We start from the raw sequence: 14450 nt of genomic DNA, 5'->3' as shown, positions 1-14450 counted from the left end.
AAACATTGTTTCGAAATCGCGCCGCGCGCGGATGCCGAGGCCGGCTTATCCTGGATTTCCCCCACACCGCCGGGAGACTGCCATGCCGCAACCCTCGTCCCCTTCCGCCGCCTCCCCGCCGGCGCAGCAGGAATTCGATCTCTACCTCAACCTCGCCAAGCCCACGCTGGGCCTGTACACCCCCAAGGGCGCCGGCCTGCCCGATCTGGCCCATCCCCGGGAATGGCGGTTCTCGGGCCACATCTGGCAAAGCGAACTCGCGCCCGCGCTGCTGAAGGAACTGCAGGAAAACGGGCACGCCTTTCAGGAGCTGGGCGGATAGCCCAAGGCTGAACGCGCCGGGGCGGGTTCCCTAGAGCGGCTTGGGTATGGGCAGCGCCTCGGCGTCGCTGCACACCGCAAGCACTTCGGCGGGCTTCTTGCTCAGCGAAAGATAGACGTGGCCCATGCCGCTGTCGAAATACGCCGACTCGTGGCGGTTGAGCACCACGCTCTCGCCGTTCTCGAACTGGATGCGCACCTTGCCGGACAGCACCACCACGAACTCATGGCCGGGGTGGCGGATGTAGTCCTCGAACTCGGCCACATCGCGCGCGTCGATAGTGCCCCACATGGGGATCATCTTCTTGCTCGGATACTCGCCCATCAGCAGGCGGTAGTGGTAGTTCTCGGTCACGTAGTCGCGGGCGTCGGCCAGGCTGTTCTTCACGAAGGTCGGCGCCACCTGCGCCGGGTCGCCTTCACCCGCCATGAACAGGCGCGTCATGTCGATGCGCAGGGCCCGCGCCAGGGCCGCGAACTTCTCGTAGCTCAGGGCGATCTGCCCCAGCTCCGCCTTGGACAGCGTGGAGACGGCGATACCGGAGGCGGCCGACAGGGCCTGCAACGTCATCTTCCGCGCCTTGCGCTCCCTGCGCAGGCGCGCGCCCATTTCTTCCTTGCCTACGATCGCGGGAGGAACGGATTTGGCGGCAGCGGCCATGTGGGGTGTCGTCAGAAGATGTGGGTCGGGTTGGGCGGGGCCCGGGCCCCGCCGTCGGCAGATTGTAGCGTTGCGGAACGGGTCGGGCCCGGCGGGCGTTCATTGCGCATGCCGGCCGAGCACGCGGCCCGGATGCCGGCCGGTATGGGCCTGCTCGCGCCAGACCGGCTCGCCGTTGACGTATACCGAGTGGATGCCCGCCGCGCGGGCGGTGGGCTGCTCGAAGGTAGCGGTATCCGCGATACGCGCCGGGTCGAACACCACCAGGTCCGCGTAGCATTCCGGCAGGATCCGGCCGCGCCCGGCCAGCCCGAACCTGGCCGCCGTCAGCCCGGTCATCTTCCATACCGCGGTTTCGAGCGGAAACAGGCCCAGGTCGCGCGAATAGTGGCCCAGCACCCGGGGGAAGGTGCCCCACAGGCGCGGATGCGGCCGTTCGTCGTGCGGCAGGCCGTCGGAACCTATCATCGTCGGCCCGAAGGCCAGGATGCGCTGCACGTCGCCCTCGTCCATCATGAAATAGATCGCGCCGGCCGGCTGCAGCTCGTCTATCACGTCGAACTTGGACTTGCCACGCTCGGTCGCCACTTCGTCCAGATCGCGGCCCGCCAGCCCGGGAAAGGGCTTGCACCAGGTGATGAGCACGCGCCCGGCCAGCAGCACCTTGTCCTTCTTCAGCATGGTGGATCCGGCCACATAAGGGTAGGCGTCCAGCGAAACCTGCTGCTCGGCCATGGCGCGCTCGATGAGCGCCAGCGTCTCGCGCGAGCGTCCGAAGTTGGGCTGGCCCGCCAGCTTGTGGTGCGAAATCACCACGGGCACGCCGAGTTCGCGGCCGATGCGGAACGTCTCTTCCAGCGCGCCGACGATGTGTTCGCTCTCGTCGCGCATGTGGGTGGCATAGATGCCGCCATGCTCGGCCAGCGGCCGGCAGACCTCGATGATCTCCTCGGTGGTGGCGTGCGCGGCCGGCGGGTAGAAAGTGCCGGTGGATATGCCGATGGCGCCGCTGGACAGCGCCTCGCCGGCCAGGGCGCGCATGGCGTCGATCTCGGCCGCCGTGGCGCTGCGCTGCAGCTCCGGCATGACCGCCGCCCGCAGGGTGGAGTGACCCACCATGCAGGCCGCGTTGACGGCCGCGGGCGCGGCGCGCAGCGCGTCGAGATACGCCGAAAAGCGCGTAAAGCGGTACGAGCCGCCCTCGTCCAGCAAGTCCAGCGGCGCGGGTGGCGAAGCGTGCGCCAGCGGCGCCAGGCTGATGCCGCAGTTGCCGGTGACGACGGTGGTCACGCCCTGCGAGATCTTGGGCGCCATGTCGCGGCGCCTGAGCAGATAGTTGTCGTCGTGCGTATGCGAGTCGATGAAGCCCGGCGCCACCACCATGCCCGTCACGTCGATGCGCTGGCCGGCGGGCACGCCGGCCAGGTCGCCCACGGCGGCCACGCGGTCGCCGCGCACGCCCACGTCGGCAACGCGGCCCGGCGTATTGCCGCCGTCGATGACGGTGCCGCCGGCCAGCACATAGTCCAGGGTCAGGGAATCGGGCATGGCGTTCTCCGTGTAAAGGGGTCGGACTCAGGCGAAATGGCAGGCCACCTGCTGCCCGGGCGCGATGGTTCTGGGCAGCGGCGTCTCCCGGGCGCAGCGCGCTTCGGCCCGCGGACAACGCGTGCGGAAGGCGCAGCCCGAAGGCGGCGAGAGCGGGCTGGGAATTTCGCCCTGGAGCACCTGCGCGGGCCGGCGCTCGCGCGCCGAGGGCGCCGAAGCCATGAGGGCGCGCGTGTACGGGTGGGCGGGCCGGCCGAAGATGGCTTCGCGGCTGCCGGACTCCACGATGCGGCCCAGGTACATCACCGCCACCCGGTGGCTGATGTGCCGCACCACCGCCAGATCATGCGCCACGAACAGGTAGGCAATGCCCATTTCCTGCTGCAGGTCCATCAGCAGGTTGATGACCTGCGCCTGCACCGATACGTCCAGCGCCGACACCGGCTCGTCGCACACGATGAGTCTGGGGCGCAGCGCCAGCGCCCGGGCGATGCCGAGCCGCTGGCGCTGCCCGCCGGAGAATTCATGGGGATACTTGCGCATGGCCTCCGGACGCAGGCCCACCTTGGAAAACAGCCAGGCCAGCTCTTGCTGGCGAGGACGCCCGCCGCCGCCGAAATTGCGCAGCGGCTCGCCCACGATCTCGCCAGCGGTCATGCGCGGATTCAGCGACGCATACGGATCCTGGAAAATGAACTGCATGCGGCGCCGCATGGCGCGCAGCTCGCGGCGGTCCATCTCGGCCAGGTCGCGCCCTTCCAGCAGGATGCGGCCTTCGGTGGGATCGGTCAGGCGGACCAGGCACTTGCCGGTCGTGGACTTGCCGCAGCCGGATTCGCCGACCAGGCCCAGCGTGTGGCCGCGCGGCACCGACAACGATACGCCGTCCACGGCGCGCAGCACCTTGCCGTCTTCCAGCGCGTAGTGCTTCTTCAGGCCGATGACCTGCAAAAGCGGCGAGGCCGCGTTCGGGGTGTCCGGAATGGGAGTGTCCATAGGGTTCTCAGGCAATCTCGGCGGTTTGCGCCGCCCGCGCCCAGCACCAGCTCCGATGCCGTACGCCCGCGTCCACGGCGGGCGGCGCTTGCCGCGCGCAACGGTCCATGGCCTGGGGACAGCGGGCGGCAAACGCGCAGCCCCGCGACTCGGGCGTGATGACGGGCACGATGCCCGGCAGCTCGGCCAGGCGGGCGGTATGGTCCTGCCCGTCCACGAATGCGGGCAGCGAACGGATCAGGGCCTGGGTGTAGGGATGCTGCGGGCGGTCCAGCACGTCGTCCACGCTGCCCTCTTCGACCTTGCGGCCGGCATACATGACGACGACGCGCTGGCACATCTGCGCCACCACGCCCAGGTCATGGGTGATGAGGACGATGGCCGTGCCCAGCCGGGCCTGGATGCCGCGCAGCAGGTGCAGGATCTGCGCCTGGATGGTGACGTCCAGCGCCGTGGTCGGCTCGTCGGCGATCAGCACCTTGGGCTCGCAGGCCAGCGCCATGGCGATCATCGCGCGCTGCCGCATGCCGCCCGACAACTGGTAGGGGTACTCGCGCACGCGCCGGCCGGGGTCGGAGATCTGCACCAGCTCCAGCAGCGCCTCGGCCTGCTTCAGGGCCTCGCGCCACGACATGCCCTGGTGCAGCATCAGCGACTCGCCGATCTGCCGCCCGATGGTGAACACCGGGTTCAGCGAGGTCATGGGCTCCTGGAAGATCATGGAAAGCCGATTGCCGCGGATGGCGCGCATGGCCTTCTCGGACAGCGCCAGCAGGTCGCGGCCGTCGAACTCGATGCTGCCGCCGGCGATGCGGCCCGGCGCGCGCAACAGCCGCATGATGGACAGCGACGTCACGCTCTTGCCGCAGCCGGACTCGCCCACCAGGCCCAGGGTCTCGCCCGGCATGAGGTCGAAGGACAGGCCGTCGACGGCCACCACCGTGGTTTCTTCGCCCTCGAAACAGGTGCGCAGGTCGCGCACGCGCAGGACGGGTTGGGTCTGCATGGCTTTCCCTAGAGTTTGCGAGCCAGGCGCGGGTCGAGCATATCGCGCAGGCCGTCGCCCACGAGATTGACGGCCAGCACGGCCGCGCCCAGGAACAGGCCCGGATACAGAATGATGTGAAAAGCCACCGCCACGAAATTGCGGCCCTCGGCCATGATGTTGCCCCAGCTCGGCGTCTGCGGCGGAATGCCGACGCCCAGGAAACTGAGCACCGCTTCGGTCAGGATGGCCGAGGCCGCAATGAAGGTAGCCTGCACCATGAGCGGCGCGAACAGGTTGGGCAGGATGTGCCGCCACAGAATGACGGGCACGGGCGTGCCGCAGGTCACCGCCGCCTCGATATAGGGCTGCTCGCGCAGCGCGAGCACCAGCGCGCGGACCAGCCGCACCACGCGTGGGATTTCGGGAATGACGATGGCCACGATGACGGTGCCGAGCCCGCCTTTCAGGGTGGCCATGAGGGCGATGGCCAGCAACACGCCCGGAATCGCCATCAGGCCGTCCATGATGCGCATGATGAACGCATCGACGCGGCGGAAGTAGCCCGCCAGCATGCCCAGCGCCACGCCGGCGGCAGTGGCCGCCAGCGCGACCACGGCGCCCACGACGAGCGAGACGCGAGCGCCCCAGACGGTGCGCGAATACACGTCGCGCCCCAGCGCGTCGGTGCCGAAGAAATGCGCGGCCGACGGCGGCTTCATGCGGGTCAGCGGATCGATGTCCTGGGGATCCATGGCCGCCAGCCACGGCGCGGCCAGGGCGGCCAGCGTCAGCAGCGCCAGGATGGCCGTACCCACGCAGAGCGTGGGATGGCGCTTGAGGGCCCGCAGCGCGCGCCGGCCGGCAGGCCGCTTCACGGGCAGGAACAGGGAGGATGCGGTCACGGCGGTTCTCTCAATAGCGGATGCGAGGGTCGAAGAGCCGGTAGCTCAGGTCGACCAGCAGGTTGATCAGGACATAGATGCCGGAAGCCACCAGCAGCACGCCCTGGATCACGGGATAGTCGTGGCGCAGCACCGCGTCCACGGTCAGCCGGCCCAGGCCGGGAATGGCGAATACCGTCTCGGTGACCACCACGCCGCCGATCAGCAGCGCCACGCCCACGCCGATGGTGGTGACAATGGGATTGGCCGCGTTCTTCAGCGCGTGCCAGACCACCGGGCCGGGCGCCAGGCCCTTGGCGCGCGCCGTGCGGATATAGTCCTCCGACAAGGCTTCCAGCATGGTGGTGCGCGTCATGCGCGTGAGCAGGGCCATGTAGACCAGGCCCAGCGACAGGCAGGGCAGAACCAGGTGACGCAGATACGGGACGGCGCCCTCGGAAAGCGGGCGGTAGCCCTGCACCGGCAGCCAGCCCAGCTTGATCGAAAAGCCGTACACCAGGCTGTAGCCGATGAGGAAGACCGGCACCGAGAACGCGCAGACCGAAACCAGCATGACCAGCCGGTCGAGCCAGCGTCCGGCATGCCAGGCCGCCAGCACGCCCAGGGGGATGGCGGCCAGCACCGCGAACAGCATGGTGAAGGCCGCGATCGAAAAGGTGGGGCCCAGCCGCTGGCCGATGAGCCGGGACACCGGCATCTGGGTGGCGATGGAGGTGCCCAGGTCCCCCTGGGCGATATTGGCGACCCAGATGCCGAACTGCCGCGGCAGGGGCTGGTCCAGCCCCAGGTTGCGGCGGATCTTCTCGACGTCTTCCGCGGTGGCGTTGTCGCCCGCGATCACCGCCGCCGGATCGCCCGGCGACAGGTGGATCAGCAGGAACACGACCACCGCCACCACGGCCATAACCGGCACGACCGCCGCAATGCGGCGCAATAGGGTTTTCACGCTCGTTTCCCCCCGGCGCGGCCGCCTTACGGCTTCTCGATGTTCCACATGACCGGAATGCCGGTCTTGAGCAGCTCGGTGTGCGACAGCCCGCGCGTGGCCGATACCGGCTTGAACTCGCCCCACATCGCATAGGGCACGGTCTGGTAGGCGCGCTCCTGCAGCCGGGTGGCGAGCTCCTTGCGCCTGGCGGCGTCGGTTTCGCGTATCCAGGCGGTGCGCAGCTCGTCCATTTCCTTGTCGCAGGGCCAGCCCGGCAGGCTGTTGCCGCAGGCGGCCGACAGCCAGGGGTTGGTCACCGGCGTGCTGGCGTCGTAATAGCCGCCCCAGGTCAGGAAGAGGTTCCAGCCGCCTTGCGCGGGCGGATCTTTTTTCAGGCGGCGCGCGGCGAGCGAAGCCCAGTCCATGGATTGCAGGTCCACGTTCACGCCGGCCTTCTTCAGGTTCTGCGACAGCACCATGACGGCCGGCGCGCTCAGGTGGTCGGAGGGGTAGAGCAGCACCACCTTCTCGCCCTTGTAGCCGGCTTCCTGCAGCAACTGTCTGGCGCGCGCGAAGTCCTGCCTGGCGTAGGGCGCCGCTCCCGCGTCGGTCGCCAGGGGCGATCCGCAGATGTAGAGCGTGGGGCAGTAGTCTTCGCGGTACTTCTCGGAATAGCCCATGGCGGCGATCATCTGCTTCTGCGAGATCACGTAGTAGATCGCCTGGCGCGCCCGCGCGTCGTTGAAGGGCGGATACAGCGCGTTGATGACCACCATGCCTTGCGAGGCCACCGAGGTTCCCAGCTTGATGTCGCTGTTGGACTCCAGCACCGGCAGGAAGTCCGGCGCCACCTGCTCGAGCATGTCCACCTCGCCGTTCATGAGCGCGGCGGTCGCGGTGTTGCCGTCGGGAATGTAGACCCACTCCACGCGGTCGACCTTCACGTTCTTGCCGCCGGCCAGCCCGTCGGCCGGCTCCTTGCGCGGCGCGTAGGCGGGATTCTTCACATAGACCACCTTGTTGCCCGGCACCCATTCGTCGCGCTTGAAGAGAAAGGGCCCCGAGCCCACCATCTCGGTCACGGGGGTATTCGGGTCGGTGGCGGCCAGCCGCTTGGGCATGATGAAGGGCGGCAGGCCCGAAGGCTTGGACAGGGCCTCCAGCACCAGGCCGAAGGGCTCCTTCAGTGTCAGCGTGAAACTGTCGGCGCCCGTGGCGGCCAGTTGCGCGCCCGCCGCCATCATCGCCTGGCCCAGGGTGTCCTTCTTGGCCCAGCGCTGGAGGGAGGCGACGCAATCCTCGGCGGTCACCGGCGCGCCGTCGCTGAACTTCAGGCCCGGGCGCAGCGTGAAGCGCCACTGCCTGCCGTCTTCCGACACTTTCCAGGTATCGACCATCTGCGGCCGGGGCTGTCCCTTGCTGTCCTGGGCGAACAGCATGTCGAACACCATATAGCCGTGGTTGCGCGTGATATAGGCGGTATTGAAAAGCGGGTCCAGCGTCTTCAGGTCGGCGTGCGGCACCAGCCGCAAGGTCTTGCCCTGCGCCATGGCCCCCGAACTCGCCGCCAGGAGCGCCGCCGCCGCGAGCAGGCTGAAACGTCGAATCATGGTCATCCCCTTGTGAAAAGCGTGTTGTGCGCGCCCTGTGTCGAGCCCGTTCGCGTCAGGCCGCGGCGGAGCCGGCCGCGAGCGGCCACTTCGGCAACCGGACCTTGCGATAGGGCAAGGCGTTGTAGTCCTGCGTGATGGCCCCTGGCGTCTCCACGTAGATCACGTGCTTGCCGACCTTGGAATAAGCGGCATAGAAATGCTGCGAGGACTTCACGACGATGAGGCGCATGGCCCCCAGGTCCACGCCGAACTGCGTGAAGAGATCGGTGCCCATGGCCTGGACCCGATAGCTGGTGAGCACCAGGGTCACGCCCCGCGTGCGCAGCAGCGCCGTATCTCCCAGCGCCGCCGGCGTGCCGGCCAGGCCCGTCATCTCGGCGTCGCGCTTGAGCGCGAGCACCTCGACATCCAGGTCCAGCGGCAGGCCCGACACCGGCGCGACCTTGCCGCCGACGCGCAACTGCACCCGCGCGCCCTCGCCGGCCTCGAAGCACAATTGCACGGCCACCGGGTCCCAGAACGGCCCGATGGCCACGTCCTCGATGCCGCGCGCCAGCACGCGCTCCAAGATGAAGGTCGAATCGCTGGGCGCGCCGCCGCCGGCGTTGTCCGCCGAATCGGCCAGCACCACCGGAAATCCGCCATGGGCCAGCGCCTGGTCCAGCGCGGCGTCGACGGCGGGGTACGGCGGCGCGAGCCGGTCGCGGAAACCGATGATCTCCTCGCCCAGTGAGCGCGCCAGGCTTGCGGCCCGGGCGGCGTCGCCGTCGGTGTACACGAGCACCTTGGCGCCCATGTCGGGCGTGTCTCCCCAGGGAAAGCCGTGGGCGATCGACACCGACAGCACGCCGTCCCTGCCCTCCATGGCCAGCAGGCGGTCGACAAAGCCGCGCATGGGCTCGCGGCTGGTGTGCATGATGGAAATCATCTGGCAATCGAACACGGCGTGCGCGGGCCGGATGCGGCCTTCCGCCTTGGCCACGCACAGGTCCACCAGGTCGTAGGCCCGGTCCAGGATGTCGGTGTGCGGGTATTCCTTGAAACAGACCAGGAAATCGGCCGCCTCGACCATGGCGTCGGTCAGGTGGCAATGCGGATCCAGCTCGGCGCCGATGACGGTGTCCGGACCGACGATCTCGCGCGCGCGGCGCAGCAGGTCGCCCTCGCAATCGTCATAGCCGTCGGCCACCATGGCGCCATGCAGCCCGAACAGCGCGATATCCACGGGGCCGGCGCGGCGCAAGTCCGCCAGCAGCTCATCGCGCAGGGTTTCGTAGGCCGAACGGGTCGTAATGCCGCCCGGCTGCGCCGACGTCACCACGCCCTCGAACAGCTCCCAGCCCAGCGCCTTGCCGCGCTGGCGCGCCACATACAGCGGCGCGCCGGCAAAGGTCAACGTGTCCGGGTGCGTGCCCGCCGGGTAGTAATCGCGGTCCCGGAACGACGCAAGACTGGTCGGCATCGGCGCAAACGTGTTCGTCTCGGTGCCCAGGCCGGCGCTGAAAACTCGCATATCATCATCCCCACTCACAAGCGGGGAAAACAGCGGCGCGTAGCCATGCCGGGCCGCGCCATCCGGCCCGCCGTGGTTTCGCGCCTTCCGCGGCGGTCGCGCACAGCGCGCCGTCGGAATCTGGTTCCCCCTGAAATGCTTTTCGATCAGGTTATGTCCGCCGGCCTGCGCGGCCGGCGTTGATGAATCAAGGCCGTCCACATGCTGCACGGCCCGTGCACACATCATGCTATCGCGCTCGCGGCGCATACAAATAGCCAAGACGACAGGGTCTATAACCTTAGGGAATGCGCGCGACCGCGCATCTGACCGGCCGCCCGCCCGCAAACGCGCGCCACGCCTGGCTTTCGCGCCATCCCGTCCCTGCGCGCACGACCGCGTGCGCCACGGCTTCGGCGCGGGAAAACCCTGAACCTCGCACGCCGCCCTTCGCGCAAGTGACAAGCCCGCCGCCGCCCCCTAGAATGCGCTCGCGCCGCGCAAGCGCGACGCCCGGCATCGCCGGCCCATCGACCGCATTCTTGTCTCCGCCCGCCCCATGAACGCCGAAGCCGCCCTGCAGAAAAGCCCGCTGTTCCGACTGTGCGCCGTCTTGTGGCTGGCCGCGATGGCCGGCGTCGTCGCGATGGCGGGCGCCACGGTGCCCCGCCTGGTGGAGAGCGCCTCGCCGCCCGTGCCGCTGCCCCCTCGCGCTGATTGCCAGCGTGGCCCAAAGCGGCATCCTGCTGGCCCTGGCCGCCTGGGCCGGCGCCGCGATGTCCCGTCCGCTCGGCCTGCGCGCGCCCGTGCTGGAAGCCGCGCTCGCCGACGCGCCCGCCGCGCCGCGCCTGAAGCCTCAGCTTGTTCCCGCCGCCGCGGCCGGCCTGGCCGCCGGCCTGCTTCTGCTCGCCCTCAAGGCCGCGACGCCCGCGCCCCTGCAAGCCCTGGGCGATACCTTGCGCATTCCCGCCGCCGCCCGGCTGCTCTATGGCGGCATCACCGAAGAAGTGCTCATGCGCTGGGGCGCGATGACGCTGCTCGCGTGGCTGCCGTGGCGCCTGATCCAGCGGCGCGCCGGCGAGCCGCGCCGCGCCTGGTTCGTCGCCGCCATCGTCCTCTCGGCCGCGCTCTTCGCCGCCGGCCACCTGCCCGCCCTCGCCGCCCTGGGCGCCCCGCTGACGCCCCCGGGTCGTCGGCTATGTTCTCATCGCCAATACCCTGCCCGGCCTGCTCTTCGGCCTGCTGTACTGGCGCCGCGGACTGGAATCGGCCATCATTGCCCACGCGCTGGCCCATCTTGTCGCCTTCGCCACCGGCGCGGCCTGAACCCGCCATTTCCCCACACCTGCACAGGAGCTTGCGTTGGAGCTGAAAACCGTCGAACCCCTGGCCGTGCTGCGCGACCGCCGGCGAGTCACCCTTGCCCAGGTCGGCGCGCTGGCCGCCGGCATCTACCCCGAGCTCGAGCGGCAGGCCGCCGCCGGCGGCCTGCGCGTCGAAGGCCCGCCGGTCTTCGCCGCCCACGGCCTGCCCCAGGATGCGCAAACCCCGTTCGAACTCGACTACTGCCTGCCCGTCGCCGGCGCCGCCCCGCACACGCTGCCGCGCCTGCGCTGCGCCAGCCTGCTCTACCAGGGCCCGCTGGACCGGCTCTTCTCGCAGGGCTACCAGCCCCTGCTGCGGGCCATTGCCGAAGCCGGCCTCACCCCCACCGCCGAAAGCCGCGAGGTCTATCACGCCTGGGCAGGCCCCCAATCCGCCGCCAACCGCATCGAAATCCAGATCGGAGTGGCGGAGGGCTGAACCCGTGCGCAGGCGGAGACAGGTTTGCGTGCCGGGGCAGCGCATGCCCGGGTTAACCCACGCTCCGAACCGCTATCGGTCGTTGTCCGCTGACGGGGAACCGACGAAGCCGATTGCGCTGTCCACCTGGCCGCAGACGCCGCATCGCCGTTGATCTTCATGTTCTCACCGCAAGCAATACCATTCTTCGCCAGCATCCATGGATATTCCTCGCCGGGAAAAACGCCTCGCCGTCCCGGTCAAATGTCCACCATGAGAAAAAGCGGCAGAGCACTTTTTATGTTCTTGATGCAATAAAACCATTTGACAATGCACCGAAGTCCAGGCGGCTCATGTTTTTGAAAATTCACAGCAGAAACTTGGCGCAACCACAAAACATTTTCTTCGCAATACTCTCCAACCTGAAAAACGATTAATGAAAGCCTCGATCAGGTGAATCGTTTTTGCTCCCGGGCAGCGGTATAGCGCGTTGTCGATAAACGGCGCATTGCTTGTGACGGAAGAGACGCGACCTGTATAACTGGCGATGTTTGCCCGTATGCAGGAGGCCGCTTTCCCGCGCCGGCCTGGTCCGGAGATGCAATCGGCTTTGTGCGTTCAGGCGGCGGACGCCACGCGCGGCGCCGCTCCCCGTCCGCGGGCTTGCGGCGGTATGCTTGCCGACCGTGCCCGGCGCAGACACTCCCGAGGAAAGACCCGACCATGCCTTTGCTGGAAAAAACCTTCGATCGCACGCTGGACGCCTGGACACACGCCTATCAGGCGCCGTTCTGGCGCGGGTCGGTCGTGGAGGGGTGGCTGTTCGAGGACGCCGAGGCGCGCCGGGCCGCCGAGGCGCGGCTGGCGCGCCGGCGTGACGGCGCGTTTCCGCAGCGCCTACAAGCCGCTGCTGCATTTCTTTCTGGAAGAGGTGGAACTCGACGGCCTGGAGTCGGCGACGCTGCGCTACCCGGTGCACGCGCAGGCGCAGGCGCGGCGCTTCGCGCTGGAGGCGTATCCGCTGGCGGCGCTGCTCAAGCCGGCTGCGCTGACCATGGAGCCGGGCGCTTGCGACCTGCACTACGACGTGCGTCTGGCGTACCGCGACGGCCGCGTGACACAGGCGCGGGTGTTCGCGCCCAATGCGCTGGGGCAGACGCCGGAAGGCGAGCCGGTGCTGTCGCCCACGGGCTGGCTGCGGGTGCGCGACGCCGACGGCCGGACGCAGGTCGACGCGGCGCAGGCGACCGAATACCAGCAGGTGTTCCGCAGCATCGTGGACACGGTGCGCAACCGCGCCTGGGGCGCGCACGAGCCCTATTTCGAGCGGCTGGAAATCCGTGTCGACCTGCCGGGCATGGATTTCGCGCTGCCGGTGGACGAAGAGATCGTCAGCACGCTGGAGGCGCTGCACGAAGACCTCTATTTCACGCTGCTGGAGTTCTTCCAGCGCCATTCGGGACGCCCGCCCGGCGACCGCGGGCTGCAGCCGGGGCAGATCATCCCGGACATCCGGCGGCACGACGGGGCGGCGCGCGTGCGCATGATCATGGAACCCTTCCGGCCGACCGAGCCCCGAGGCCCCGTCCGCGCCGCCCGCGCCGCTGGCGGAACTGGACCGGCCGCTGACGGCGGCGCAGATCGCCCACTGCATGGCGGAGATCGGTGGGGACGCCTTCCAGGCGGTGTCGCGCCAGGGGCGGCCGGTGCTGGGAGCCTATGTGCGCGGCCCGGGGCCGGCGGTGTTCATCTCGGGCGCGCAGCACGCCAACGAAAGCTCGGGCGTGGTGGGCGCGCTGCGCGCGGCGCGCCGCCTGCAGGAAACGGGCCAGGCGCATTTCGCGCTGGTGGCCTGCGAGAACCCGGACGGCTACGCGCTTTTCGAACGGCTGCGCCAGCAGCATCCTCGCCACATGCTGCATGCCTCGCGCTACAGCGCGCTGGGCGACGATATCGCCTACCGCGAACATGCGCCGTTTTTCGAGCGCGAAGCCCGTCACCAGGCGCATGCGCTGAGCGGGGCGCAACTGCACGTCAACCTGCACGGCTACCCGGCCCATGAATGGACCCGGCCGCTGTCGGGCTACCTGCCCCGGCATTTCGAATCGTGGACGCTGCCCAAGGGGTTCATGCTGCTGGCGCGGCACCACCCCGGCTGGGGCGAGCGCGCCCGCCGGCTGGTCGAGGGCGTGACGGCGCGACTGGCGCGCAATGTGCCCGGGCTGGCGGGGTTCAACGCGCGGCAACTGGAACTCTTTCGCGCCCACGCCCTCGAAACCGGATTCGAGGTGCTGAACGGCATCCCGGTCCAGATCCAGGAAACCGACCGCGAAACGCTGCCGCTTGCGCTGATCTCGGAGTTTCCCGACGAAACGGTGTACGGCGAGCGCTTCGTGTTCGCCCACACGGTGCAAATGGAAACCGTGCTGGCGGCCGCCGAGATCCACCGTTCAGGATATTGATCGACACGCCGCGCCGCCGGCCGGCGCGCAGCAACCCAGCAATTACAAGAGCATGAACATCCGAGAACGCAATCACGGAGACGACCTGGTCCTGGCGGACATCTGGCTGCGCTCGGTGCGCGCCACGCACACGTTCCTGACCGAGCAGGACATCGACGCCCTCTATCCGCAGGTGCTCAATGTCTATCTGCCCGCGGTGCGGGTGTGGGTCTGTGAGGACGAAGACGGCGAAATCGCCGGCTTCATCGGGCTGGACGGCAACAAAGTGCAGATGCTGTTCGTCGACGCCAGCAAGCGCGGCCGCGGCGCGGGAAGGCGGCTGCTGAATTTCGCGCGCTCGCTGCACGGCAGTCTGCTGGTGGACGTGAACGAACAGAATCCGCAGGCCCACGGCTTCTACCTGCACTACGGATTCGTGGACGTGGGCCGGTCGGAACGCGATGCGGCGGGCCGGCCTTTTCCGGTGCTGCACATGAGGCTGCCGGGCTAGGCGTGCTTGCCCTGAAACGGGGTTGCGCCCGGGCATTCTAGGATTGCGCTTCCGGATGCCTGGCCTTCCAGGCTTTCAGGGCCTCGCGGTAGGCATCCATGGCCTCGTTGTACAGGTCGTAAACACAGGGTATGCACCCGCTGTTGCAGCACGCTTCGGGCGCGGGCGGCTCAGGGGGCTCGGGACGGGGATCGGCGCTCGGCGCCGGTTTGGTCGTGACGGGCGAATTCATGGCTCCATGATAACGCCGGCACGTGCCGGCACGCC

The 14450-nt window shown here is 68.8% G+C and carries 12 protein-coding genes and 2 pseudogenes; 5 read left to right on the top strand and 9 right to left on the bottom strand.

Annotation, left to right across the window (positions count from 1 at the left end):
• The first annotated feature begins 82 nt into the window (after window positions 1–82).
• Entirely contained in the window at window positions 83–322 is a 240-nt protein-coding gene (locus AD428_RS12325) for a hypothetical protein (protein ID WP_053245358.1), read from the top strand.
• A 30-nt stretch (window positions 323–352) separates the two neighbouring features.
• Here the strand turns inward: AD428_RS12325 and AD428_RS12320 are convergent, their stop codons facing one another.
• The 8 genes from AD428_RS12320 to AD428_RS12285 all read right to left on the bottom strand — a co-directional run bounded on the left by AD428_RS12320 (window position 353) and on the right by AD428_RS12285 (window position 9470).
• Window positions 353–982 (bottom strand): helix-turn-helix domain-containing protein, encoded by a 630-nt coding sequence (locus AD428_RS12320; protein ID WP_053245357.1) that lies wholly within the window; start codon window positions 980–982, stop codon window positions 353–355.
• Between the two features lie 99 nt (window positions 983–1081).
• A complete protein-coding gene (locus tag AD428_RS12315; protein WP_053245356.1) occupies window positions 1082–2530 on the bottom strand; it encodes an N-acyl-D-amino-acid deacylase family protein in 1449 nt (482 codons plus the stop codon).
• A gap of 27 nt (window positions 2531–2557) precedes the next feature.
• Window positions 2558–3526, bottom strand: a complete 969-nt coding sequence (locus AD428_RS12310; protein ID WP_053245355.1) for an ABC transporter ATP-binding protein — start codon at window positions 3524–3526, stop codon at window positions 2558–2560.
• Window positions 3527–3533: 7 nt separating this feature from the next.
• On the bottom strand, window positions 3534–4532 hold the full coding sequence (locus AD428_RS12305) for an ABC transporter ATP-binding protein (RefSeq protein ID WP_053245354.1): 999 nt from the start codon (window positions 4530–4532) through the stop codon (window positions 3534–3536).
• 8 nt (window positions 4533–4540) lie between these two features.
• Complete coding sequence (locus AD428_RS12300) at window positions 4541–5401, bottom strand: ABC transporter permease (protein WP_369798750.1); 861 nt, start codon at window positions 5399–5401, stop codon at window positions 4541–4543.
• 25 nt (window positions 5402–5426) lie between these two features.
• The gene (locus AD428_RS12295; RefSeq protein WP_152968068.1) at window positions 5427–6362 is read right to left on the bottom strand and encodes an ABC transporter permease; all 936 of its coding nucleotides are present in this window, start codon (window positions 6360–6362) and stop codon (window positions 5427–5429) included.
• Window positions 6363–6388: 26 nt separating this feature from the next.
• Complete coding sequence (locus AD428_RS12290; RefSeq protein WP_053245363.1) at window positions 6389–7954, bottom strand: ABC transporter substrate-binding protein; 1566 nt, start codon at window positions 7952–7954, stop codon at window positions 6389–6391.
• A gap of 55 nt (window positions 7955–8009) precedes the next feature.
• Complete coding sequence (locus AD428_RS12285; RefSeq protein ID WP_053245352.1) at window positions 8010–9470, bottom strand: M81 family metallopeptidase; 1461 nt, start codon at window positions 9468–9470, stop codon at window positions 8010–8012.
• Window positions 9471–10225: 755 nt separating this feature from the next.
• On the opposite strand from AD428_RS12285, the pseudogene AD428_RS29500 reads away from it, so the two are divergent.
• The 4 genes and pseudogenes from AD428_RS29500 to AD428_RS12270 all read left to right on the top strand — a co-directional run.
• Window positions 10226–10597, top strand: a pseudogene (locus AD428_RS29500) (CPBP family intramembrane glutamic endopeptidase); the annotation flags it as partial.
• Between the two features lie 214 nt (window positions 10598–10811).
• Entirely contained in the window at window positions 10812–11252 is a 441-nt protein-coding gene (locus tag AD428_RS12280; RefSeq protein ID WP_053245351.1) for a GyrI-like domain-containing protein, read from the top strand.
• Between the two features lie 702 nt (window positions 11253–11954).
• Window positions 11955–13693: pseudogene (locus AD428_RS12275) on the top strand (peptidase M14).
• A gap of 52 nt (window positions 13694–13745) precedes the next feature.
• A complete protein-coding gene (locus tag AD428_RS12270) occupies window positions 13746–14183 on the top strand; it encodes a GNAT family N-acetyltransferase (RefSeq protein WP_053245350.1) in 438 nt (145 codons plus the stop codon).
• Window positions 14184–14220: 37 nt separating this feature from the next.
• On the opposite strand, the gene AD428_RS24905 is transcribed toward AD428_RS12270, so the two are convergent.
• Window positions 14221–14415: an oxidoreductase-like domain-containing protein gene (locus AD428_RS24905; protein ID WP_082308380.1), complete on the bottom strand. Its 195-nt coding sequence runs from the start codon at window positions 14413–14415 to the stop codon at window positions 14221–14223.
• Window positions 14416–14450: the final 35 nt, after the last annotated feature.

This window comes from Achromobacter sp. DMS1 (assembly GCF_001270295.1).
The sequence above is the reverse complement of the archived record's forward strand: the minus strand, read 5'-3'. Positions and strand labels throughout refer to the sequence as shown.